The following is a 25,331-nucleotide window of genomic DNA, read 5'->3' on the forward strand; positions in this document are numbered from 1 at the left end:
TATCCCTTTACAGGAGATGTCAATTCATCATTATTCAGATGCGTTAGCCTCTTCTTGAACCTTTTGTAGTTCTGCTCCCATTTGCTCGGGAGTGGTTTGTTGACCGATCAACTTCTGAATTTGGATGTTACTGATTTCACCAGTGACATCGGCTTGTACTAGAGAGTCGAATGCAGGGAATGAAGTTGCAGATGCATTCAGCACGTCTACAATTTGTATCATTAAATCATCCGTTATACTTGCTGAAAGAACATCCGCATCAATCTTCATAGCAGGTAGTACCCCATCTTCTACCAAACCTCGAAGTTGCATTTCTTCATTAAACAAATTTTTGATAAAAGACTTTACTGCTTCCATCTTACGAGGATCTTTCTCTGTATTTGATGAGAAGCCATAACCATTATTCACGTCACGCATGAGAGACGTTTGGTCTCCAACCCCATTTTCAACTGGAGGAAGATTGAAGAAGCCCACTTTACCAAATAAGCCTTCACCAGACTCACCTACTTTGAATACGGAGGATTTCCATGTTCCGTCATACAATAGAATGGCCTCACCACTTGTGAATTGCGTTGTATAATCAGCATATTCAAATCCGAGTTCACCTTTTTTGAAGTAGCCATTGTCTACCCATTCTTTATACTTAGCAAACCCTTGAACGACATTTGGATCGCTCCACTTCGCTTCACCTGTAGTGAATTTAGAAGTTACATCTGTACCTGCATAACGGGACCACAGGTGATTGGCAAGCATCAGAGGAACCCATCCTCCTTTGGAAGCACCAGCCATTGGGACTTTTCCATCTGCTTTGATCGTTGCTAGTAATTGATCAAATTCAGGCATCGTAGTAGGTATTTCCAAGCCTTTTTCCTTAAAGTATCCTTTGTTATAGAAGAATCCTTCGCCTGAACCACCGATCGGAAGTCCATAGATTTTACCCTCATACGTAAATGGTTCCAAGGAGCTAAATTTATCTTTAATCCCGAGTTCTTCGAGGATCGGGGTAAGATCAAGCAATTTACCTTCTTTAGCATAAACTTTGGAATCAGGGCTACCAAACAAATCGAAGATATCCGGCGGATTACCTGCAGCCATTTCACCGCGAAGTTTCTCTTTACGGTTCACGTCCGACTCTACTCCGTCAATTCTAAACTTTAGACCTGCCACATCGCCTTCAACCTTTGAAATAACATCGGTGAGAATTGCAAAACGTTTCTGCTTATCCGTACCTACTTGTGTATGACGAAGTGTCATTTCAAGAGGTTCAACTTGTTTAGTCTCTGTCTTACCGTCTGCTGAAGACTTGTTATCGCTTCCACAACCAGATAAAGTTAGCGTTATTACACAACAAAATGACATGAATAACATTAAACTTTTCTTCGTCTTCATTACTTGCCCCCCTCCCCTAATTTATTACTCCTCTATCACTTCATTCTAAAGTACGAAGACCTTTCTTGAAAGAACAATAATCTACTAATCAAGGGATACTATTCTCTAATGATCTATCCATTACCTTAGGATGACTGTAACTAAGGAGGGCATCCTCCAGCCATTGGCCAAAGAATGCCCTCCTGTTTAATTAATCTTTAATCCACCCAAACTTGCCCCTTTTGCAAATAAACGTTCGATGTTCTTCTCTACAGTAGGATCAGGTATTAATGGCGGTGCTTGATGTGGCTTGATCCGTGCATCAATGATGAGATTATCACAAGCCCAATGCTTGTTCTCATAATGCCCATTCACACCATAAATGTCATGTGAAGGATTGCTACGTGTGAATGTTGCCCACAGGAAATTTTTGATTGACGCGCTTATGAATGAACTGTCGTCACTCAGAATGATCATCGGACAAGATGGCATCGGCCCTTGCGCTTGAATAGCATTAGTTAAACCTTGTAACTGTTGTTGTGCTTCAGCATAATCAATAAATGCAGGCCCTTGAATCACGACAATCCCCGGCATCACTAATTGTGCATTATCAAAGCCACGGATTCCTTTCAAGCTGTCGGGTACCTCAATACACAAATCCCTTTTCTTATCCCCATAAGCTGCGAAGACTACTTTACTGCCACTATTTAAACCCGTACCTGAATAATCAAGGGTATCGATCGTCGTGTTGGTATAAAAGTGAATATCTCGCTGCAGATCGATCCGTTCCAAAATATAGGTCAAAAAATCCACTTCATGATGCGTATCTAACGGTTGATTCTCTTCAGCCGTTATAAATAAATACTTCGCTAAGCTCAATTGACCTGTTCCTAATATACGATTGGCTATCGTGAGTAGCTCAGCCGGTTGTTTAACTTTCTGGTAAGGTGTATATCGTTCACTCCCAATCGCAAAAAGTAATGGGTGCACTCCCGCAGCGTCTATCGCGTGAACTTCTTTGACACCTGGAACTTCTTGTTTGATCGCATCCCCGGTTAACTCATGAATGAGTTCGCCAAATGCAGTATCCTCCTGTGGCGGACGACCCACAACGGTGAATGGCCATATCGCATTGGGCTTGGCATACACTTTATGTACTTTCATAACAGGAAAAGGATGGGTCAGGCTATAGTAACCCAAATGATCACCAAACGGACCCTCCGGCTTCGTCTCTCCAGGATGAATTTCTCCAGTTATCACAAAATCAGCATCATTACTAATACAGAAGCCATCGACATAGCTGTAGCGAAAATTACGTCCTGCTAGCAGACCAGCCACTGTCATCTCACTCAGCCCTTCAGGCAAAGGCATGATCGCTGACAATGTGTGTGCAGGAGGACCACCTACGAAACAACTCACTTTCAAAGGGATTCCTAGTTTGTTTGCTTTGTCTTGATGTATTCCGATACCTCGGTGGATCTGATAATGCATGCCAATGTCTTTATTCAATTCATAATCATTACCATTGAGTTGTACGCGATACATACCTAGATTGGAATTCATAATCCCTGGTTTTTCTGGATCTTCCGTATACACTTGGGGCAACGTGATGAAAGCTCCTCCATCCATTGGCCAATGTTGTATGAGGGGAAGGTCGGAAATTTGAATTTCTTGTGCAGTAACAGGACTCCTCCCAGATTTCTTCAAAGGAAGGGCTTTTAATGCTGCCAATCCATTTCCAATATTTCTAAAAGGATGTTTAAGAGCTTTCATTGGATCATCGCGTAGAGCCATAACGTTCTGCACGGATGTCCAAGTATCTCGGAACATAAATTTACTACGCTCTAATGTGCCAAATAGGTTGGATGCCGCCCGAAACTTCGAACCTTTTACATTTTCAAATAACAATGCAGGACCGCCAGCCTCATATACCTTCATATGAATGGCCGCCATTTCAAGGTAGGGATCCACTTCTTCTTTAATCCTGACTAAATGTCCATTCTTCTCTAAATCGATGATGCAATCCTCTAAATTACGGTACATGATTGTTTAGCTCCATTCAATAGTCATTGCTTCTGCTTGAAGCTTTATTAAAGATCCTATAAACGCCTGCTGAAACACAAAATAACAAACCAATAGTTATGCAAATATACTGCAACACTTATGAGCTTATTGTAGCATATAAGAAGTGTCTTTTTTCGTTGTAGAATGCTGATCAACTATTTATAGAAACGGTCACGAAACTTGCCTGGTGATTCTCCCGTCCATCGTTTGAACTGTCTGCTGAAATGCGCAATATCTTTATACCCTAACTTGGTGGATATGGATTCTATTGTTAGTTCTGGTTCCATCAGTAATAGTTTGGCTTTCTTCAACATTAACGTTGATAAGTATTGGCGTGGGGACATACCGAAAACATGATTAAACATCCGGTTCACAGATGACATGCTATAACCCATTTCCTTAGCAATGGATGCCACAGACTCCGTGTCACTTCTCTCCTTGATCCCGTCAGCTGTTTCATTCACAGTACGCTCCAATCTCGCGGCTATATTCGACGCCGTTTGCGACATTCGTGAACCTGATGTGCTGTCGCTTCCCTGTTGGGATAGATGCCCACTGACCGCAGCAAACAGCTCGAATAAAGTAGATAAAGCTCTCATCCTAGCTTCCACGCGCACGCTAGCCTCCTCTAATGTTAATGCAATCAACTTGTCGAGTGCAGGTCGGATCGCATGTGCTAGATCACTATTTGACGTATGAAAGCATATTGTATTTCGACATAAAAGCTCTCGAAACGCTCTCTCGTCCACGTCAAAATGAAGGCAATAATACGTCATCTCCTCCCCTCCGATCACCCGGCTCTCATGAATATCTCCCGGATTTAAAAGTAGAAGATCACCAGTCTTCTGCACGTAAGTCTTTCGATTAACAATCATCTCTTGTGTCCCTGATAATACGAGATTCACCTCAAACATCGGATGTGTATGACATGGAAATGTCCAATTATGTTCTACGGTGCGCCAATGCGCGGCAAATACCTTAAAGGTGGAATCCATATCTGGTAGCATATACTCTTTTTGTTCTCGCTCGTATGTCACTTCGATCCCCCCTATATATGTATTTCCTACCGTTAAGTTTCTATGATTGATTTGGGTAAATTCATGCTTGTTATGGATATATGAACGTAGTAACAGTATTGATATAATATAGTCATTATAACCCGAAACCTCATATTGTGGGAGGTTATTAGGATGGGTAAAAGGAGAAAATTTATGACTACTATTCAAAATCCGATTTTAACGGGATTTAATGCCGATCCCAGCATTTGTCGTGTAGGAGAAGATTATTATATTGCGGTATCCACGTTCGAATGGTTCCCTGGGGTTGGTATCTATCATTCCAAAGACCTTAAGAATTGGCGTTTAGTTTCAAGACCATTGACTCGTTTGAGTCAATTGAATATGATGGGGAATCCGGATTCAGGTGGGATCTGGGCACCACAATTATCTTATAGTGATGGACAGTTCTGGCTTATCTATACCGATGTGAAAGTTGTCGAGGGTCATTGGAAAGATTGTCATAATTATTTAGCGAATTGCGATACCATTGATGGCGACTGGTCAGATCCGATTTACTTGAATAGTTCTGGATTCGATCCCTCCCTATTCCATGATGAAGACGGAAAGAAATACTTGGTCAACATGAATTGGGATCACCGCATCGGTCATCATAATTTCTATGGTATTGCTTTACAAGAATACAGTGCTACTGAGCGTAAACTTGTGGGTAAGGCAGAGATTATATTTAAAGGTACCGATATCATGCTGACGGAAGCACCTCATTTGTACCAAATAAATGGTTATTACTATCTTCTGACCGCAGAAGGTGGTACAAAGTATGAGCATCAAGCGACGATTGCACGTTCGAAGGATTTAAGAGGTCCTTACGAAGTACATCCAGAGAATCCATTGATCTCTTCTTTTGCACATCCACGTATTGCTCTGCAAAAAGCAGGACATGCATCGATTGTTCAAACGCAAACCGACGAATGGTTCTTGGTACATTTAACAGGAAGACCATTGCCAAGAGAGGGTCAACCTCTACTAGATCCTCGTGGTTTCTGTCCACTAGGCCGTGAGACAGCGATTCAAAGACTTGAATGGAACAATGATTGGCCATATGTCGTAGGAGGTAACCAACCTTCTGATCAAATTGAAGGTCCGAAGATCGCAGAAGTGAAATGGGATAGAGATTTCCCAGTAAAAGACGACTTTGACGACGAAGTTCTAAATCTACACTTTCAAAATTTACGTATTCCATTAGGAGAGCATATCCTCTCTCTGAAAGATAACCCAGGACATTTACGTCTATATGGAAAGGAATCATTAACTTCCAAATTCACACAAGCTTTTGTAGCTAGACGTTGGCAGGACTTTACTTTCACAGCTGAGACAAAGGTTGCGTTCAACCCTACTACTTTCCAACAATCTGCAGGATTAGTAAATTACTATAATACTCGGAACTGGACATCTTGCCAGATTACTTGGAATGAAGACAAAGGAAGAATCCTTGAATTGATGACATGCGATAACTTCTCCTTTGCTCAACCTCTTCAAGGCCAGGAAATTGTTATTCCTGATCATGTTGAGTACGTGTATCTACGTGTTAACGTGAGTACAAATATGTACCAATACCATTATTCTTTTGACGGAATGAACTGGACAGCCATTCCTGTTCAATTCGAATCATATAAACTATCGGATGATTATATTCAAGGTGGAGGATTCTTTACGGGTGCTTTCGTAGGGATGCAGTGCCAGGATACATCGGGCCAGAACCTTCATGCTGACTTCGATTACTTTACTTACAAGAACTAATACAGGTTCGAAAAGGCTACCGATGATCATCGGTAGCCTTTTCTTGTTGGGTCCATATAAAGTTTAGGCGAGGAGCTATATTTATTTCGTCATCACTGCAAGTTTTATGGATAGTCTAATAGGAAGTGAAGCATTTCCCAACTGGTTTAGATCTCCTACAAAAAACAAATCTTTGATGGGATAGTAAAAAGCAAACGAACCTGTTGAACCAGAATGTCCCATTAGCTCACCTTTTCCCGTAAAAAGCGTGATAACGCCATTTAACGGAATCCTCATATATCCGCTACCATAATAAATAGGTCCCATGGAAGCTTGAAGCTTATTACATAATGGCAGCATATCGAAAATAGCTTTATTAAACAGCGTACCTCCAAAGAATGCCTTCATAAATATCATCAATTCACGGGCGCTGGTGATACATCCTCCACTTGCACGGCTACTCATAATAAATTTAGGGCGATAAATTACTTTATCTCTATAATAGATATTCGGAACAAAGTCATTTTCGCATTCAGGTAGATATGTTCTTTTCAGTTCTAATGGTTCAATTATAAATTGCTTATATGCTTCTGCCAACGTTGAATTTGTTACCTTCTCAATGATTTCACCAAGCATGTCAAAATTGATATCAGCATAGTAAGATTTCTGCAGGGTACGAGGTGAAAAGTGAGGCTTTAACTTCTTTACCGACCCCACCATCTCGTCGAAGGGAGTGTGAAAATCCTCATCAATGGCACGGTTCTTAACACTATCATTTCCTTCTTCAAACACATCTGGCAACCCGCTTATCTGAAACAGCAAATCGGATATAGTCAAGTCAAAGGAATATTCCTTACTACGATAGACATGAAGCCCACTTAACATCGTATTGTCAAAATACTTTGTGATCTTATCATCAAGTGACAGCTTTCCCTGTTCTTGTAAAGCGAAAATGCAGGTGGTTGTGAACAACTTTGTAATGCTCGCCATAAGCAGAGGGGAGTCTAATTCCTTACCACCGTAACCCCTGCTGTATGAGAAATCTCCATCTGTGTTTTCTACAAATAAAACTCCTTCATGGATCTGTTTCGAACTTGTGGCTTTATTGAATATTTTTTCAATCTTTTGTGTTCTACGGATTTCCATAGGTTCTCCTTTCGCCTATAATGATACCATCACTTCTTCATCTTCCTTTTTAAATTCACCTTACTATAAGTAAATATGGATGTAAATTGTAAATAAGTAAATATAATATGGAGGCGTTTTAGGTGGAGGTTCTAACAACTGACCGTATGGAGGTATATTTGCATGAGCATCATCAGTTTTTCCATAGTGATCAGACCCGAGATATTCAATTTCGACTACAACAATTAAGCAAACTGAAAGAAGCAATTAAAGCCAATGAAAAGCTGATCATTTCCGCGCTATATCAGGATCTGAGGAAGAGTGAGTTTGAAGCTTATGCAACGGAAATTGGCTTTGCCTTGAGCAGTATTGGTCATACGATGAAGCATTTGAAGAAATGGATGAAACCCAAGAAAGTAAAGACGCCGCTACATCAGTTCCCGTCCAAGAGCTATATTATGAAAGAACCCTATGGGACCGTATTAATTGTTGGGCCGTTTAACTATCCCTTTCAACTCCTTATTGAACCACTGATCGGCGCTATCGCTACTGGAAATTGTGTCGTACTGAAGCCATCTGAGAATACCCCTACCGTCTCTGCTGTCATTAAAAAGATGATGGAAGACACATTTAATAAGTCGTACATTCGGGTGATTGAGGGTGATAAAGATACGACATCTATCCTGATCCATACCTCTTTTGATTACATATTTTTCACAGGAAGTGTGGCTGTTGGTAAAATTGTCATGCAGGCTGCGGCTAAGAACCTCATCCCCGTAACGTTAGAACTGGGTGGGAAAAGTCCGGTTATTGTGGATCACACAGCAAATATTAAGTTGGCGGCAAAGCGTATTATTTGGGGTAAGCTGATGAATACAGGTCAGACATGTATTGCCCCTGATTATGTTCTCGTGCATGCAGACATCAAACAAGCGTTGATAAATGAAATGAAAGCAGTTATTACGAATTTCTATGGTGAGGACGCGAAATTAAGTAGCGATTATGGAAGAATTGTCAATGACCGTCAATTTGATCGTTTGACTTCTATACTAGATAAGGATCGTGGAAATATTGTGTTTGGAGGTAGATCCGTTCAGGAAGATCTGTATATTGAGCCAACTCTTCTAACTACAGAATCTTGGTCAGATGCTGCTATGCAAGATGAAATATTCGGTCCAATCTTACCTATCATGGAGTACCGCGAATTAGATGATGCTATCAATATGATAAATAGTCGTCCAAAACCGTTATCCTTATATTTATTTACGGAGCATGGAGTTGTCGAGAAAGAAGTGTTGAGCCGAGTTTCCTTTGGTGGTGGCTGTGTTAACGATACAATATCCCATGTTGCTAATACGAATCTTCCTTTTGGAGGTGTCGGGAATGCTGGGATCGGTGCTTATCATGGCAAATACAGCTTCGATACCTTCTCCCACGCTAAAAGCATTCTGAAGAAAAGCACCAAATTAGACATCAAGCTCATCTTCCCTCCTTATGGTGATAAACTAAAATGGGTAAGAAAATTATTGAAGTAACCTTATCATTGCAAACAAACACGCCGACTAGATCTTTTCAATCGGCGTGTTTAACATATTGTTATGACGAACTAGCGATCTTTATACTTTCTGCGCTGCAAACGATATGCAATGACTTCGAAATTGTGTCGGTACATCATATTTTTGTTCGTCAATCGAACGAATGACCGTTTTATGCTCAAGTATGTTCCAGTCAGCATACATTTCCTCAAGAAGTGCTGTAGCCCTCTTTTTCGATAGATTTAGTTCAATTAACGGTTCCCGCTTCCGACCTGAATCCGGCTCCACCTCCGATACCTCCGTATTGATCGTGATACAATGAATGCCGCCCATCACAGTACCTATCTTCATTCGTTCTAGTACCTTAACCAATGCCTCTTCTGAACTGACATGCTCTAGGCAGCCACATGCCACAATATAATCGTAAAAGTTACCTGCTATACTTGTATGCTCGACATCGCCCTCTTCGACTTGGATGACCTCAGGTACGCCATATTTTTCGGCATTCTCACGTAGCTTATCTACAGCTTCACCCAATAGATCAATACCAATTACTCGACTTAGCGTGTCCTTAAGACGTACTGCAAGCGGAATCGCGTTACGGCCGGCACCACAGCCAAGATCCAGAACATTCACTTGATCCTTGTATTCTAGTAAACGATCCAGCAACGCCATGACCATGGGATTGGGCTTGGACATCCACGTACCCGATTCGAAGATTTCGTGATCACTGTAAAGCTCATTATGGTAGATAGCCTCCGCCTTACGAGCTTCTTCAAAATCCGCTTGATCCATCTCATCACCTCATTATGAAGTATTGGCAAATGTAAAAATAAAGAAACCCATCGAATAAAAGGACTGAAATCATTATACTTATTTTGTAAAAGGTCGCTATGATGACGGATTGTCCTTCCGAACGCTACCGCTTCTTCAGGACAATTCCGTCACCTGCGCTACTTCGTATTTCTCCACTTCATCTGACCACTCCCCTATGATTAGGAGCTTAAGACCGTGGAATCAGAAGAAGACACTCATCCTACCTACTTGTTCAGATGAATGTCATATTCCTGCGAAAGTGCAGGGTTATCTTTCGAAACCAATGATATCATGAAGATACCTACAATCACGCAGGTATTTAATCATAAATAGAAGGGTTTGTCCCTTTAACAGGATAAAGGATGTATGATCGCAGGAATCTGCAGTGAATCGATAGATCAAGCAGAAAAAGGATGTACGGTTGCAGGCTTAAACCATATTCGATATGGTTTAGTTGAGTACAACTTCAGTCGGATCTTATCTAAATCGTCAAGCGCTTATTTCAGTGGTGAGTCGTTTTTTCACATTTTTAAAAATATAAGAAAGTATAAGTTTCACTTGATACTCTATTCCTTATATTTCCGCTGAAACAGATGCGTCTTTGAAAAAGGACGGCATAGCCGTTTCTACTTGACTGGGAGGTATTCTTTTGGGAAAGAAAGACGTTATGATCACTATGATTATTTTTCTTATGGTAGCTGGCATAGGTCTCCAGTTATTCAAAAACAACATGAATAGAGAGGTCAAATCTTATCTATTAGAGGAAAAAGAATATACAGAGGTGGATATCTATAAAATATATACACAAGTCGGTAAGGCGCCTCTCGTAAGCACCACCGTCATTTTTAACGATGAACGACGTTCTAGATATTTTTATCGCAAAGAAAATGGCCGTATATATCAATACAGCAGAGCACCTTTAAACGGTGTAGACGTAGGACATATCCGATACAAACACGAAGAGGATTACTAATATTTCTTTGGGACTATCACTATGCCATACGAATATACGAAACAACAAATCCTTTCTCCTGCTCAAAGCCCTACTAGTGTTTATTATAAAAACCCAGTTACAGCAAGGTTATGCTGCAACTGGGTTTTTAATTTAACGTTATTATAATTAAATACAAGTTCTTTTCGTAGGTATTGTTGCTAAATAAGCTGATAAGAGACTAACTCTTGTCGAGATTTCGAATGAACGTCGTAACATTACCCAAACAACAGGCTCCCTGTGGGTTATTTACCTCACAACCACAGCGATTCGCTTGAACTTGTTCACGAATATGTTCAGTTGGACGTTGATTTTCTTGATTTGCTTGTATTAAGCGTTCTCTCGTCCATCCAAAACAGTAGCAAACAGGCACATCCAATGAACCGTCTTTCTGAAATACCGAAACTTTCAGCGCATCTTTGCCATAGGTCTGCAAGTTACTAAAATAGACCACTTCACAAGATGGATTTAAACAAAATGCGTATGACGATTCAGAATGAATGGTTTCTAACGCTGTTGGCTGTAGCAATGATTTGAGCGTAATCAATTGAACGCTTTTGCCCTTTTGATGACAAGCGGGGCATTGAGTAAGCGATACTTTATTCTCAGTAGACGTTTGACAACAGCTCTCCATTTCTTATCACTCCTTATACAGTTTCGAAGTATATGTAATCAATAAATTTAATTAACGTCATTAAACATTAATCACATTAATACCACTCCAAAAACGCTTCCGATACCGCTTTACCTGCTACACCATTAGGATGAGGGTCATAGATTGAACTCATATATTCCGGATTCACTAAATGATCATTAGGTGTTTCTAGTGACAACACTTTAGCAATATCGAATACACGATCTACCCCAAATGGCGGATTCACTCGAATCTGTTCATTCACTTGACGCCAATTTATCTCTGCTTCTCCAGTGAAATTAAATGGAGGAACGGTACACAATTTAATGTGTGTCGAAGGATTACGTTCTTTAAGTTTAGAGATAATCGTTGTTAAATCAGCCATGAGTTGTATAGCATTCCGTTTACCTATATCAAGATCATTGACACCAAGTGCGATCACGACCTCATCTCCTTGTTGTGCCTTATATAGCCAAGAACCATCATCTGCTGCATCATAGGCTCTCGCCCATCCAGAACCAATATTCCAAATGCCGATCGATGCGGGGAGATCATCCGCAATACGGGCCACCCAGTATTCATATTGATCTATTGCAGTACGGACACCCTGAGTAATAGAATCACCGAAGAAAATAAGCTGCTTGTCCACATGTTTCTTGTAACCTATAAAGCTAGGTAATACCAATAGATTCTCTGATTGCTGAAAAGAAGCAGATGACTCTTGCTGAGCTAGATTTCCGGGAGCGTCATAAGCTGTCATTAGCATTTGTTCTGTGTTATACGGTACTGTTGTGCCCGATGAACAAGTTGATATCGTCCATGTAAAGGACAGATAATGTCCTTTTGGAAGTTCAATTTGAACTTCATCACTCCAAAATTTCTCGCCCGGTTGGACTATTTTGCTAGTACCCCCCTCAAAAGTTAGCGGTACTTGCATTCCCTCAACCACATCACCATTCGGCAGTTCCCCACCATCGCCCACAAAAGCCGCTTCTATTGTCCACATACTACCTAAATCACTAGCAGAAGCAATTGAACCATCGTCCCATGTTGAGTCAACAGCGTTGCTATGCCAAAATTTAAGAGTCTGTGCTCCATTTTCTCTTAGTTTAATATAAGTGCGGTAGGTATGAGTAAATGACTCTGTACGATTCATAATAAAGTTAGAAGCAGTAGATTGAACTGTAGCAGATGCATATCCCTTCGGATTCATGTGATCCATCATTCACACTCCTTAATATTCTAATAGAGGTTGTTCAAAAAGCCATCTTTTGATCACGAAGTATATCAAGAGGTTTATTCGACATCGAAGATTGAATTCAGCCGGTCCTTCCGGTGCTCACGTAGGTACTGCCTACGCTCCGCTCCTCACTCCCTAGCTTCATCCAATCTTCTTGGTGCTGAAAAGTCGACTTTTTGAACTCGCACTTATAGTTTAACGCTAGTTTATTTTGGATATTTCCTTTTCCATGATATCATCATTTATCGCACCTTGAAATATTTCCTGAATAATACCTTGTGAATCAATAATATAAGACGTTGGGTAAGCTATGATTTGGTATTGGTTGGCCACATCGCCCTTTGTATCCAGTAGAACAGGAAAAGTTAGACCGAGTTTCTCAATAAATTCATCAACACCAATTTGACTTTTTTCTGTGTGTGTTAAATTCACTGATAGTACCACCACATCTTCCTCATGGTTATTAGAGATTTTCTCCATATGTGGCATTTCAACTCTGCATGGTGGGCACCAAGTAGCCCAGAAGTTCAAAATCACCTTTTTACCTAGGAAATCTGACAGTTTCACTGGCTGCTCATCTAAATTTAATAATTCAAAATCTGGTGCTTTATTTCCTTTTTTTATGCCTATATTCTCTGCAGTTTGCTGCAGATTATTGGCTTTTGTTTGATCTGTATTATTTTTCGTGTAATCATATATTCCCCAAATGACCAAAATCAGTACGATTATGATTGCAATCCCATTTCTTCTCATCATGCACCCCTATCTCAATATATCCAGCTGTTAATTTTCGAAATGGAGCTAAAACTTCCTTTTCCCCTTATCCAAAGCACTATCCATAAATAAGAATAAGATAAAAAGGATCATAAATATCAATTGTTCCTTGGTAAAACCATACACAAACAACGTTCTCCCCTTCTCAAAGAAGGTTATTGCGATCATACCCAGGCTATACCAGATCACCAATCGGTTAATAACGACTGGACTTCCAACGGACTCCTTTTTCGAGTAAAAGAATAATCCGAGAACGACATTCACAACCACATATAATATATGGAATAGCAAACTCTCTCGATCTACTATTAAAAGTAAGAGATGATACATACTACTGCCGACGATCCAGCCTGCGCACAATACATCCAAATTCATCATGATGGAGGTGCCGTCTTTTCGTGTACGAATCCATAGGTATAATAACGAAATGATTACAGCCAACCATAGCCCCTTGTCCCCGCCATTGAAGTAAACCAAAGACATCGGATATTGAATGACTGAAACGGGATCAAAAATAATGATGCTACATTTCCATGTCACAAAGCCTAGAATGAGTGCATTACCAAATTTATCACTAATATTCCCCTCAACTGCAGCCTTACCCAAACGGTATTTCAATGCCAAATAACCTGTAAATGCAGACAATATAAATATGAGCATTTCGAAATTCAGTATCAATGGTCCTAATTGTATGACATTCATCCCCCCACTCCTTTCTATTATTTGAATCGTATCATTGTTAGTAATTCTTTAAAGTCACATTCTGTAATCAATGAAAACAATAATTCTAGTATAACATGGTCATACATAAGAGCGAGAATCGAAAGGAAGCACCTAATATAATGGAATACAGGGATATGGTCATACTCCATTAATAAATAGAAAAAAGCCGTCGAAGATTTCTCGACAGCTTTTTTCTATGATCAGAAGGGTTTACATTCGTCGCTACTTCAAGTAAGGCCCTTCCGTGCCAATCTTGCCTGGGGCAGGATTCCCTGGAAGATCAAGGACATAGACACGTAGGTTTCCTTTGCCTGACATGCTTGCAGTCAGTGTGCCATTGGTTACGTTCTTCACGTCACCAGTGATCACATCTTTATACGTTCCGTTTGGAATACTATTGAAGGTTGCCGCCCCGCTAACCGCAATAAGTGCAAAACTATCGACACCTTTAACAGTATCTGTAAAGCGACGTTTATAGGCCATATTCCCGCTAATATTTTCGGTTGAATACTGCCCTTTCTGTAATGCCGGAACCTGTCGTCGGATCTGATTAAGACGTTGCAAATGCTTAACGAGTGGTTTATTCAGTGTGTCAGCAACTGTACCGGTAGCAGACGATACCTTACCAAAGTCGTTCACAACCACACTTCCTTCGATATGATCACCGAAGTAAGCCGTTGTTGATGGGCTAAGATCCGGTTGCATCTAAATGACTTGTTTTAATAACGACTCCGTTACGATAGATATCATAACCAGCCATACCACTTCCTCCTGCGTTATCAGTGGATGCAGTCCAAGCTATCGTTGCTGATGAACTCGTTACATTTGTCGAGTTAAGAGCAGTTGGTACACTCGGCGCTGTAATGTCGTTACTTTCTACAGCGCAGGGGCTACCTGAGGATATAACACCATTCTCTACCTTGCTATTGCCAGTGCCTAATGAATAGTTCCTGCCACTATCATTATCCCAGGCTGATCCATTGTTAAAGGTTACGTTTAATCCACTTGCTGTCCCTAGCGCAATATCCTTCTTTCTCCAACCAGAACAAGATTGATCCATTGCAATTCCTGGCACCGATGTCCAAGCACCACCGTTTGGAGAATAGTGAATATTGACTAAGGACCAGCTCGTATTCGGTTTGTAGTATACAGTAGCTGTGTTCTCGGTAGGTAACGGTTCATCAACGTCACAAGGATTACCAGCTCCCGTTACCAAACTACCGTTCTTAACCTGATGAACACCTTCACTCATGGTGTAATTATTACCCCCATTATTATCCCAGGCTCCGGAACCATTGTTAAAGATAGCCTGAAAATTAGCAGCGCTGCCGAGGTCAATTGTTGTACTTGTCCAATTCGAACAGCTATTATCCATCCGGAGGCCTGGTAATTCTGTCCAACTACCGTTACCATTGTGATGAATATTAACTGTACTCTAATTTTTATACGGCGTGTAGTAGTAGACTGTTGCTGTGCTTGTTGTAACCTCTCCAGAAGATGCTACAGATTGTGGAAGCGGGACGAGTGCTCCCCCGAATATTGAAATGAAGAATGCTAAACATAATATAAATCCACACCATTTCTTCAACTTGTAACCCCCCTTGAACAGATTGTTTAAAACTGGTAACGACATAACATATCTCTAAGACCACTTACCTCCCTTATTGCGCAAGCGCTCTCATCAATATTCTTATCTTATCAACTCAAGTTAAAATACAGTTGAAGTTTTGTTGATTTGTAACGGTATGAAATTCTTATGTCTGCTTGCTAAACGAAAAACCCTCTACTAGAAAGATAGAGGGTTAAGTCGATTTCAATATGTATATTCACGTCAGATCATCGTTAAAACGCCCACCTAAGCAACATCATACAAACAAGACCAACCAGAACGGTACCCAGTAAACTGCGGGTAAATATAGCGACTGCAAATGTAGGTATCGCGGTTAACCATTCAAGACGGGTATCATATAATGAGAACCGTCCTTCTGAAATGAATAATTCTTGTGCAATTAATGCAGCCATGACTGCAATTGGAATATGTTGTAACCAACGGATAAGTCCATTAGGTATATTCATACGACTAAGTAGAGCAAGCGGGAGAACACGCGGAATGAATGTCACAAGTGCAGATCCCAATATGATTATGAGGATGTTCCATCTGATGTCCATCGTTCAAACACAACTCCTATTGTAGCACTTAGTACAGCAGCCACGATAATGCCCATACTTCCAGGTATGAGATAACTAGCCCCGATCACGATCAGTACAGAACTTAATGCCACGATGATTTGAATGGCGAATTTCTTACTATTATTCATTTGTAATACGAGTAAACCAATAAACATCGCTGGCAAGGCAAAATCAAGCCCCCATACCTCAGGATTAGGAATCCATTTGCCAAGTAATCCTCCAGCGACCGTTGCAAGTAACCAGTTCAAATAGGCGGTAATGTTAAGCCCTAGCATCCAGCGATATCCTAATGGCTTACCCTTCGCGACCTGATTCATAGCTACACCAAAGGTCTCATCCGTCAATTGTGCACCAATTAGCAGATTGTTCCTCAATGGTTGTCCTCTGAAATGTGGAGCAATGGCCGCACTAAGTAATAGATGTCTAAGATTAATGAAAAAAATAGTAAAGATAATAGCAGATATGGGTGAACTCGCCGCAATCATCCCTGCAGCAATAAATTGCCCCGATCCAGCATAGAGCAATGCACTCATTAACGCAATTTCAGTCAGGCTTAAACCCGATGTATTCCCTACAACACCAGCGGCAAATCCTATGCTTAAGTATCCAAGTAGCGTAGGAACACAATCTTTTACTCCTTGCCAAAAACGATCTTCCTGTTGCCCTACTCTAGGGTGAATTTCTAATTCCATTTACTCAACCTCTTTAGTTTACTGTATTCATGAAAATGGAAAAGGCCTGCCAAAATGCAAGCCTTCAATTGCCATTTACAATTCATCTCTTATTTTTACCTATGTTCTGTGTAAAGATTAGCCTTACTAAACTCACGAATGAGAGTTAGTTCTTCTTCTGTCAGTGGAGTTACATCGCTAGCCCCAATGTTATGACGCAATTGATCCAATGAACTCGCCCCAGGAATCGTAACAGCGACGGCTGGGTCAGACAACACATAGCGTAGCGCAATTTGCGCCATACTTCTATCTTCAAGAACCAATGATTGAAGCTTTACATGCATCATGCGTAGTTCATCTGAGGTGTGATTTAAATATCCTTTATTCAACTTCCCGTCACCACGCTCGGTTAAAATACCCTTGGCTACAGGTCCGCGAACAATCATACTCATGTCATTCTCAGCTAATAATGATAGTACCTCTTCTTCTGGTCGGCGATCTAGAATACTATATTGACTCATGACACTAACCATATTTGAATGTGACATATATTCTCTAATTACATTGGGGCGAATCGAGGATATGCCATAGTATCTTATGAGACCCTCCCGCTTCAGCTGTTCAAAAGCTTCAATCGTTTCATCAATGGGATCTTCCAATGTGCCCCCGTGTAACTGATAAAGATCAATATAATCCGTCTTAAGACGTTTTAGGCTCTCTTTTACAGCCGCAATAATATATTCCTTCGTGGGATCCCATACCCAGCCATCTTGACCAGGAACACGGCGATTTCCTACCTTCGTTGCAACGATCACTTCATCACGACGCCCTTGAATGGCCTTCCCTACAATTTCTTCGTTACGACCCCCATCATACAGATCTGACGTATCTAGGAAGTTAACTCCCATTTCTAATGCTTCATGAACTAAAGGAATTGCTGAACTCTCATCCGTACCTAGGGACATACAACCCAACCCAATTTCACTTACCCACAAATCAGATGATCCTAGTTTTGATTTTCTCATTGAAATTCCTCCTCTTTTCATAATTAGAAAATGACTTTTTGAACTTCCTCTTAAACGAAGATATGGAGTACTGCGAGGAAAACCCCAATAATAAATCCACATAAAGCACCATTCACTCGAATCCACTGTAAGTCATTCCCTACTTTATCCTCTAACATGTGTACCAACGTCTCATTATCCATTTGATCCAGGTTATCTTTAACCAACAGACCTAGTCGATAGTAATTACGTTCCACAAGCTCACCAATAAAGGATAAGATACCCTGCTCCCATTTCTGCACCAATTGTTCTTGCTTACTAAGCGTAGTCGTGATCCAACGAAATGAGGTTATGATAATACGACCCCCATTATTATATTCACTATCCATTGTGAGAACGAATTGATCTTTTAGCTCTTCCAAAAGGTTCAGAATAAATGTATGCGTACTTGCATCTGAAAGCTTCGCGTCTAGCCAAGACTGAATCTGATCCGATACAGCAGGGTTCAAAGCAGCCGTAGTGATCTGCATTCTTATTTCCCGTAGGATACGCTCCCGATAAGAACTATCAGGCTTGGAAAGATCATCTATCGATGAAATCATCACCCCTGTAAGTAGTGAACCTAGTTTCTCTTCACTCATAAACCCTAGAAAAGCCTGAACCGCGAACCCTTTCATCCCACCTAGCTGTATCTCTTGTAACTTACTATGGACCAAATTGCCAAGTAACACTTCCGTTTCAGCCTGATTAGCCCACGTCTTGCCATAATCCAAAACATAATCTAGCACTTTCTCATCATACCGACTCTCCACAATGGATATAGCGGTTTGAGCTACAAGCGGCTCTAATTGTTTGTTTCTAACATAACCGACAAGTGCGTTCTGAACGAAGGTAGCTACATGATCAAGAGGTAGTGTCTCCACAGTTGATTTCACTGAATGGATGATAGCCATTCTAATCTTCCGTTTACGAATTAATTTGAACACACTAGACGTAAGTACCTTAGATATTTTCATCTGACTCAACTTAAGTTTAATACTTTCCTTATTCAGAAGTTCGGTCTCCATCGCTGATATTAATGAATTGACGATTTTATCCCGATTATTGAGAAGTAAAGACGTATGTGGAATTGGAATCCCCATAGGATGACGGAATAATGCCGTTACTGCGAACCAATCGGCAAATCCTCCGACTAGCCCAGCTTCAAATCCCCCTTGTAGCAGACGAACTGCTATATTTTGTGGCAAAAATAATGTAATTAAGAAGCCGATCCCCATCACGATCAAGGATGAGCTTGCTATGTATTTGGTTCTCATGAACATTCTCCTAACCATTCTTGATGTGTTACTTCATATACCATGATAAAAGATAAAAAGCAGGAAGTCCATGGACCCCCTGCACCGATTCAAACTATACGGCTTAATGTCTATCGATTTTGTGCATCCTCAGCTTCATCTATTATCTCAGCTTTGAAACCTTGAATACTGTCTTTACGTCTTTCATTCTTTTCTTTTATTGCTTCTTTTTTTTCTCCGGGTATTTCATCCCCAAATTCATTTAAATAATCCTCTGCTTCACGAGAATTTTCAATCGTATTCTGAATACTCTCCCGAAGTCTTTGAACATTATCAGTTCTGTCATCTGGCTTAGCCATCGAAGAAACACCCCTTTATCATAGATTATGTGCAATAACTTTTCTATTCACACAATCTATAGCCTTTCCACATCTCAGGATGAATTATTCAACGGTCATGAGCAAGCATCTACACAGACATAAATATGATGGAATCCCTTTTTCTTCAGAATACGAGCAGCTTTCTTACTTTTCCTATCTTTCTTCCCGACAATAATGATGGGATGTTCAAGTTCTAAGTCCTTGTTAGCAACATAGGGTAGTCTACCCAGCGATATATTAACAGCACCTGGCACATGACCTGCTTCGAAATCTAGTGCATCTCTGATGTCGAGTAACTTATAACATGTGTTCTTAGGCGGTAAAGTACTACACGGAAGTTCCTGTAGTTCTTCTGAAGGCCACCATATAGTAATGACAACTGCGGTCACAATGAAAATCACAACGATGACCCACCACATCTCTTTATCTCCTATCGCGATCCATTTTATCGAACTATAACCTCACTTAGGTATTATAAAAGATGGAAATTTAACTGTCAATCAAATTGTAACAGATGATCATTATATATCGATGGCATCTATTTTGAAAATATGAAAAAACCGTGTCTATACACGGCTAGGTAAGCAATAAGGTTAATACTTATCAATTTTCTGACGCTCTGGTTCATCTGAAGCCTCTAATTCTTGAGAATCAATCGCTGCATCTAACAATTGATTGTACAAATCATCATCTTCCTCAAGGAGTTGATCCAGTCGGAATAAATCTTCTTCACTTCCTGGTTCCTTGGCAAAGTTGAGACTATAATCCCACTCTTTACCTCTTTTACTAAAGAAGGTTAATTCGAAAACATCCTTTTGGCCTTCTATACTGAATACTGTGTGACCTACGAAATGTTGATCCTCATTTCGTTTCATATCTACATGTTCAATATGTACGTTCATCTATAATGATCTCCTTTAATCTCAAATAAATATATATATAGTATACCATGTCTAGCTCAAATACATGTCTGTTTTCATTATTGATTCCAATTTAGTACAATATAAAATGTATAGACTATTTGATATGGAGGGTTACATATGACGGATTTCAAACAACAATTAATGAAATACGCAGATTTAGCAGTACGCGTTGGAGTAAACATACAGCAAGGCCAGACTTTAGTTGTGAATGCGCCTATTACTTCAGCTGAATTTGTTCGAATGATCGTGGAGAAGGCTTACGATGCCGGAGCCAAGCTAGTGAAAGTGAACTGGAGTGATGAAGTTATTACTCGTCTACAGTATGAATTAGCTGCAGATGAGACCTTTAGCCAACCTCCTACATGGTATGCTGGTGAAATCATTGAACTCGTGGAGAATGGCGCTGCTGTACTATCCGTTCTCGCAGAGAATCCTGATCTTCTAAAGGGAATATCACAAGATAGGATCGCAACCGCGCAAAAGACAAGGGGTCAAGCGTTAGCTAAATACCGTGAATACGTCCAATCGGATAAATTCAGCTGGTGTCTAGTCGCTGTACCTACAGATGAATGGGCAGCTAAAGTATTCCCTGACCTCGACCCGACAGAACAAGTTCATAAGCTGTGGGAAGCGATATTCCATACCGTCCGTGTAGACCAAGAGAAACCTGTGGAAGCTTGGCAAGGCCATCTAGAAACTTTAGCGACCAAATCCGCCTTCCTTAATGCGAAAAAATACAAAAAACTTCACTACACTGCGCCAGGCACAGATCTTACGATTGAATTACCACAAGGACATATCTGGGCTGCGGGTGATAGTACGAATGAGCAAGGTCATCGTTTCGTCGCTAATATGCCTACTGAAGAAGTATTTACTGCTCCGCTTAAAACGGGTGTAAACGGTACTGTTCGAAGCACGAAGCCCCTAAGCTACGGTGGCAATATTATTGATAACTTCTCAGTGACCTTTGAGAATGGACGTATCGTAGATGTTTCTGCTGAACAAGGTCAAGAAACATTAGAACGTCTGATATCTATGGATGAAGGAGCTCACTACTTAGGTGAAGTCGCCCTCGTACCCCATCAGTCCCCTATCTCGGAATCTAACATTCTCTACTATAATACATTGTTTGATGAGAATGCCTCGAATCATCTGGCGATTGGAAGTGCTTATGCCTTCTGTCTTGAGGGTGGCAAGGATATGACTCAGGAGCAACTGTCCGAACACGGCTTGAACACAAGTGTAACGCATGTAGATTTCATGATCGGATCATCACAGATGGATATCAACGGAATAACAGATGACGGACGTGAAGAACCAGTATTCCGTAATGGGAACTGGGCAATTTAAAATATCAATATAAATGGAGGAATAACATTATGTTAAGTTTTGAACAGAAATTAGAGAATTATGCGACATTGGCTGTGAACATTGGCGTCAATATCCAACCGGGACAGACTCTTGTGATTAACGCCATGATTGAATCTGCCGAATTGGTAAGACTTATTACTCGTAAAGCATATGAAGCGGGTGCGAAATTGGTTAAGGTGAATTATAGCGATGAGGCCGTATCTCGGATGCGTTATGAATTGGCTTCAGATGAATCCTTTCTTGAACCTCCAACATGGTTTGCAGGTGAGATGGTGGAGCTCGCTGAGAATGCCGCAGCATTCCTGACCGTTATTTCTTCAAGTCCTGATCTGCTAAAAGGAATTGATCCTGAGCGTATTGCTAATCATCAACGCACGTACGGTCAAGCGATGTATAAGTACCGCCAATATCAACAGGCAGACAAAATGAGCTGGAATGGTCTAGCCGCTCCCTCACCTTCATGGGCAGCCAAAGTATTCCCGGATGCAGCACCTAAAGATCAAGTGAATATGCTGTGGAACGCGATTTTTGCAGCTGTTCGTGCCGATCAACCAGATCCTATCCAAGCATGGCATGATCATATCGATAAGCTTCAAGCCAAATCGAATGAGCTCAATAGCAAAAAGTATCATAGTCTTCATTTTGTTGCTCCAGGTACAGACCTGACGATTGAACTACCTGAAGGTCATATTTGGGCACAGGCAGGTAGCCTGAACGAGCAAGGAATCTCATTCGTAGCTAACATTCCTACGGAAGAAGTGTTCACTGCTCCACTCAAGACCGGTGTAAATGGTAAAGTTAGCAGCACCAAACCACTCAGCTACGGAGGGAATATTATTGATCGCTTCTCCATCACGTTTGAGAATGGACGTATTATCGATTTCAGCGCTGAAGAAGGATACGATACACTAGAACGCTTAGTCAATATGGATGAAGGTTCACATTATTTAGGTGAGGTAGCTTTAGTACCCTTCCACTCGCCTATTTCACAAAGTAATATTTTATATTACACCACCTTGTTTGATGAGAATGCGTCTTGTCATCTAGCCATCGGTAGCTCATATGCATTCAACCTGGAAGGCGGAAAGACGATGACTCCTGAAGAGCTTGCTTCTAAAGGCATGAATCAAAGTATTACCCACGTAGATTTCATGATGGGCTCTGCCCAAATGAACATTTATGGCTTAACTGATGATGGGAAGAAAGAACAAATCTTCGCTGATGGGAACTGGGCATTTTAATACAATGAAATATAGATCGTCTCTTTGAGAGGAGAATACTAGCGATGTTACAAGTAGATCTAACCGGGAAAACAGCTCTGATTACAGGTGCTACGGGACAACTTGGAAGAGTTATGGCACGTACGCTGGCGAAATGTGGAGCGAATATCATTATTCATTATCATGGGAATGAGGTCAAAGCGAACGAATTGAATCAAGAAATAGAGTCCATGGGTAGACGTTCCATGATCGTCCGTGCCGATGTTACACAATTTGATGACATCATCAAGATGAAGAATAGTATAGCTGAGCATTTGGGTCATGTAGATATCGTCGTTGCCAATGCGGTTGTACAGTACGAGTGGAAATCGGTCCTCGAACAACCTCTTGAAGATTATGCGAGTCAATACGATACTTGCGTGATGCAAAGTGTGTATTTAGCCAAAGCATTCGTTCCTTCCATGATCGAACAAAAGTCAGGAAGATTCATTGGTATCAATACAGAATGTTCTATGCAAAATACACCTGGACAATCTGCCTATGTTGCTGGTAAAAGAGGTATGGACGGCGTTTACCGTGTCCTCGCCAAAGAAATTGGTGAACATCAGATTACCGTCAACCAAATTGCTCCTGGTTGGACCATTAGTGAGAACGATAGAGACAATAACACCGAAATCAGTGAGGATTACAACAAATCCGTTCCGTTGAAACGGCGGGGAACAGATCAGGAAATTGCCAATGTCGTAGCTTTCGTAGCTTCAGATCTAGCAAGCTTTATCACAGGTGCATATATCCCCGTAAGTGGTGGGAATGTGATGCCTGCAATATAAAATCGGCTCTCCATAAACGATATCGCATCGTCCATGGAGAGCTTTTTAAATACGCATTTTCTGATACAATAACGTACTCTTGGAGGATTGCGAGGAGTCGAGCAACATGAAAATTGATTATATTGACGGTTTATTGCAAATCTTCCTTATTTCTTCCCAGCATCAATATCTTGTGCACGCAAGCCTTTCCAAATATTCGGAATGTCTACCTCGTCCGGATGCTCAAATACCAGAAAGGCTGTCGGTAAGTAGCGCTCGCCATACTCTGATGAGGGCTTATTTAAGATCTCGCCACCTTTGCTAACAAGAACAGTTGACGAACCCCCGTCAAGATTGGCAGCGATTACGGCACCACGGTCTAGCATGATTTGCTGGACATCATAGAGACTAGCGCCAATGCTTGTGGTCTGTCGCCCGTCGATAACTACGAATAGAATTGCCCCATCTTCTCTCTGTCCCATCGCAGTACGTGGCGCAATCCCCCATCCATCCTTCTGGCTCTTGATTTGCCCTTTCCCGTTAACGATAATCCGCGGTTGGAAAGTTACCGCCTCTTGTATATCAAGATCCGCTAGTTCTTCAATCGAGTAGTTGCCAGCGATCATTTTTCCCTGCTTATCGAGACCGACAATTTGGGTAGTCAGTTTCGATCCCAAGCCATCGTAATATAACTGTCCTTGGGAAATGACAAGTCCAATAGGTTTAAATCCATTACCTTTCCAATTAGGATCTGCGAATCCCCCTCCATTGACGCCAGCAATGGCTCCAGTTCGTTCCACCATACTCGATACCTTTTCTCCCTTACCGCTTTTAGCAGGAACTCCAAGACGAATCTTGGTAGGATCATTTACGGTCAGTACGTAACCACGGTAGCCACTACCCGATATTCCTTCTATTTCGATCAGAGGCTTTTCCTTGTTCTCTTCTTTCGATTCTGTATTTTCATTTGAATTTTTATTCGTATTTATTGCGATCGTATGTATGTCCTTCTCCGTACCCATTTGATCGAATTGTGCCTGATAACCAGCAACCCGTTTATCTAATTCTTCTTGTCCAATCACATACTTTGCCCAGTGACGATGTTGTGTTGTGATCAATGTATCGGCCATAAGAAAACGCATATTGTTACCAGAGGGTGTAAAGAAGAGCCATATGCCAGCAAGCGATACTACAACTAGCATTACCATCAATATAGATACCAAGATACGCAACAATCGATTCTTCTTCCGCCGTCTATCAGTCATCTTTCGCTTGTTAGCGGATTTCTGGCTAGCTAATGTTCCCGATTTCATTCTGCTGCCCCCTACTCTATCATTTACGTTACTACTCATGTAAACGCAAAGATAGAGGGAAAAGTTTCATTATAAGGAATTACTGGAACA

At 41.0% G+C, this 25,331-nt stretch carries 25 protein-coding genes and 1 pseudogene; 6 read left to right on the forward strand and 20 right to left on the reverse strand.

The window, feature by feature from the left end; genetic code table 11:
• Positions 1–30: 30 nt before the first annotated feature.
• From ACP8HI_RS09290 to ACP8HI_RS09300, 3 genes are all read right to left on the reverse strand, one after another.
• Positions 31–1,389: an extracellular solute-binding protein gene (locus ACP8HI_RS09290; RefSeq protein WP_438350812.1), complete on the reverse strand. Its 1,359-nt coding sequence runs from the start codon at positions 1,387–1,389 to the stop codon at positions 31–33.
• Positions 1,390–1,575: 186 nt separating this feature from the next.
• Positions 1,576–3,411 carry a UbiD family decarboxylase gene (locus tag ACP8HI_RS09295; RefSeq protein WP_438350813.1) on the reverse strand — a complete coding sequence of 612 codons (1,836 nt, stop codon included), beginning with the start codon at positions 3,409–3,411 and terminating at the stop codon, positions 1,576–1,578.
• Positions 3,412–3,587: 176 nt separating this feature from the next.
• Entirely contained in the window at positions 3,588–4,469 is an 882-nt protein-coding gene (locus ACP8HI_RS09300) for a helix-turn-helix domain-containing protein (protein ID WP_438350814.1), read from the reverse strand.
• Positions 4,470–4,643: 174 nt separating this feature from the next.
• Between ACP8HI_RS09300 and ACP8HI_RS09305 the strand changes: the two genes are divergently transcribed.
• The gene (locus ACP8HI_RS09305; RefSeq protein ID WP_438350815.1) at positions 4,644–6,248 is read left to right on the forward strand and encodes a glycoside hydrolase family 43 protein; all 1,605 of its coding nucleotides are present in this window, start codon (positions 4,644–4,646) and stop codon (positions 6,246–6,248) included.
• A gap of 81 nt (positions 6,249–6,329) precedes the next feature.
• Here ACP8HI_RS09305 and ACP8HI_RS09310 read toward each other — a convergent pair whose 3' ends face one another.
• Positions 6,330–7,373: a serine hydrolase domain-containing protein gene (locus ACP8HI_RS09310; protein WP_438350816.1), complete on the reverse strand. Its 1,044-nt coding sequence runs from the start codon at positions 7,371–7,373 to the stop codon at positions 6,330–6,332.
• A 146-nt stretch (positions 7,374–7,519) separates the two neighbouring features.
• On the opposite strand from ACP8HI_RS09310, the gene ACP8HI_RS09315 reads away from it, so the two are divergent.
• On the forward strand, positions 7,520–8,887 hold the full coding sequence (locus ACP8HI_RS09315) for an aldehyde dehydrogenase (protein ID WP_438351760.1): 1,368 nt from the start codon (positions 7,520–7,522) through the stop codon (positions 8,885–8,887).
• An 81-nt stretch (positions 8,888–8,968) separates the two neighbouring features.
• Here ACP8HI_RS09315 and ACP8HI_RS09320 read toward each other — a convergent pair whose 3' ends face one another.
• Positions 8,969–9,682, reverse strand: coding sequence for a class I SAM-dependent methyltransferase (locus ACP8HI_RS09320; protein WP_438350817.1), 714 nt, complete (start codon positions 9,680–9,682; stop codon positions 8,969–8,971).
• A gap of 670 nt (positions 9,683–10,352) precedes the next feature.
• On the opposite strand from ACP8HI_RS09320, the gene ACP8HI_RS09325 reads away from it, so the two are divergent.
• The gene (locus ACP8HI_RS09325; RefSeq protein WP_438350818.1) at positions 10,353–10,676 is read left to right on the forward strand and encodes a DUF3139 domain-containing protein; all 324 of its coding nucleotides are present in this window, start codon (positions 10,353–10,355) and stop codon (positions 10,674–10,676) included.
• A 199-nt stretch (positions 10,677–10,875) separates the two neighbouring features.
• Here ACP8HI_RS09325 and ACP8HI_RS09330 read toward each other — a convergent pair whose 3' ends face one another.
• The 14 genes and pseudogenes from ACP8HI_RS09330 to ACP8HI_RS09395 form a co-directional block, all read right to left on the reverse strand.
• Entirely contained in the window at positions 10,876–11,328 is a 453-nt protein-coding gene (locus tag ACP8HI_RS09330) for a putative iron-sulfur cluster-binding metallochaperone (protein WP_438350819.1), read from the reverse strand.
• Positions 11,329–11,404: 76 nt separating this feature from the next.
• Entirely contained in the window at positions 11,405–12,553 is a 1,149-nt protein-coding gene (locus ACP8HI_RS09335) for an SGNH/GDSL hydrolase family protein (protein ID WP_438350820.1), read from the reverse strand.
• Positions 12,554–12,769: 216 nt separating this feature from the next.
• On the reverse strand, positions 12,770–13,324 hold the full coding sequence (locus tag ACP8HI_RS09340) for a peroxiredoxin family protein (RefSeq protein WP_438350821.1): 555 nt from the start codon (positions 13,322–13,324) through the stop codon (positions 12,770–12,772).
• A gap of 45 nt (positions 13,325–13,369) precedes the next feature.
• Complete coding sequence (locus ACP8HI_RS09345; RefSeq protein WP_438350822.1) at positions 13,370–14,044, reverse strand: hypothetical protein; 675 nt, start codon at positions 14,042–14,044, stop codon at positions 13,370–13,372.
• Positions 14,045–14,287: 243 nt separating this feature from the next.
• Positions 14,288–14,743, reverse strand: a pseudogene (locus tag ACP8HI_RS09350) (alpha-amylase); the annotation flags it as partial.
• Between the two features lie 10 nt (positions 14,744–14,753).
• Positions 14,754–15,488, reverse strand: a complete 735-nt coding sequence (locus ACP8HI_RS09355) for a carbohydrate binding domain-containing protein (protein WP_438351761.1) — start codon at positions 15,486–15,488, stop codon at positions 14,754–14,756.
• Positions 15,489–15,500: 12 nt separating this feature from the next.
• Complete coding sequence (locus tag ACP8HI_RS09360) at positions 15,501–15,653, reverse strand: hypothetical protein (protein WP_438350823.1); 153 nt, start codon at positions 15,651–15,653, stop codon at positions 15,501–15,503.
• Between the two features lie 254 nt (positions 15,654–15,907).
• The gene (locus ACP8HI_RS09365) at positions 15,908–16,234 is read right to left on the reverse strand and encodes an AzlD domain-containing protein (RefSeq protein ID WP_438350824.1); all 327 of its coding nucleotides are present in this window, start codon (positions 16,232–16,234) and stop codon (positions 15,908–15,910) included.
• Positions 16,207–16,947, reverse strand: coding sequence for an AzlC family ABC transporter permease (locus ACP8HI_RS09370; RefSeq protein WP_438350825.1), 741 nt, complete (start codon positions 16,945–16,947; stop codon positions 16,207–16,209). Before ACP8HI_RS09370 ends, ACP8HI_RS09365 begins: the two co-directional genes overlap by 28 nt.
• A 95-nt stretch (positions 16,948–17,042) precedes the next feature.
• Positions 17,043–17,951, reverse strand: coding sequence for an aldo/keto reductase (locus tag ACP8HI_RS09375; protein WP_438350826.1), 909 nt, complete (start codon positions 17,949–17,951; stop codon positions 17,043–17,045).
• A gap of 50 nt (positions 17,952–18,001) precedes the next feature.
• Positions 18,002–19,246, reverse strand: a complete 1,245-nt coding sequence (locus ACP8HI_RS09380; RefSeq protein WP_438350827.1) for a DUF445 domain-containing protein — start codon at positions 19,244–19,246, stop codon at positions 18,002–18,004.
• A gap of 110 nt (positions 19,247–19,356) precedes the next feature.
• Positions 19,357–19,584, reverse strand: a complete 228-nt coding sequence (gene tlp / locus ACP8HI_RS09385) for a small acid-soluble spore protein Tlp (RefSeq protein ID WP_438350828.1) — start codon at positions 19,582–19,584, stop codon at positions 19,357–19,359.
• 95 nt (positions 19,585–19,679) lie between these two features.
• Complete coding sequence (locus ACP8HI_RS09390) at positions 19,680–20,024, reverse strand: rhodanese-like domain-containing protein (RefSeq protein WP_438350829.1); 345 nt, start codon at positions 20,022–20,024, stop codon at positions 19,680–19,682.
• Positions 20,025–20,198: 174 nt separating this feature from the next.
• On the reverse strand, positions 20,199–20,507 hold the full coding sequence (locus ACP8HI_RS09395) for a hypothetical protein (RefSeq protein ID WP_438350830.1): 309 nt from the start codon (positions 20,505–20,507) through the stop codon (positions 20,199–20,201).
• 138 nt (positions 20,508–20,645) lie between these two features.
• On the opposite strand from ACP8HI_RS09395, the gene ACP8HI_RS09400 reads away from it, so the two are divergent.
• Genes ACP8HI_RS09400 through ACP8HI_RS09410 form a run of 3 tightly spaced genes read left to right on the forward strand, consistent with a single transcriptional unit; the run spans position 20,646 to position 23,949 of the window.
• Entirely contained in the window at positions 20,646–21,878 is a 1,233-nt protein-coding gene (locus tag ACP8HI_RS09400; RefSeq protein WP_438350831.1) for an aminopeptidase, read from the forward strand.
• A 29-nt stretch (positions 21,879–21,907) separates the two neighbouring features.
• Positions 21,908–23,140: an aminopeptidase gene (locus ACP8HI_RS09405; protein ID WP_438350832.1), complete on the forward strand. Its 1,233-nt coding sequence runs from the start codon at positions 21,908–21,910 to the stop codon at positions 23,138–23,140.
• Between the two features lie 44 nt (positions 23,141–23,184).
• Positions 23,185–23,949 carry an SDR family NAD(P)-dependent oxidoreductase gene (locus tag ACP8HI_RS09410; RefSeq protein ID WP_438350833.1) on the forward strand — a complete coding sequence of 255 codons (765 nt, stop codon included), beginning with the start codon at positions 23,185–23,187 and terminating at the stop codon, positions 23,947–23,949.
• Between the two features lie 146 nt (positions 23,950–24,095).
• Here the strand turns inward: ACP8HI_RS09410 and ACP8HI_RS09415 are convergent, their stop codons facing one another.
• Complete coding sequence (locus tag ACP8HI_RS09415; protein ID WP_438350834.1) at positions 24,096–25,241, reverse strand: phosphodiester glycosidase family protein; 1,146 nt, start codon at positions 25,239–25,241, stop codon at positions 24,096–24,098.
• Between the last annotated feature and the right edge of the window lie 90 nt (positions 25,242–25,331).

This window comes from Paenibacillus sp. FA6, from assembly GCF_051550225.1.
GTDB lineage: Bacteria > Bacillota > Bacilli > Paenibacillales > Paenibacillaceae > Paenibacillus_AQ.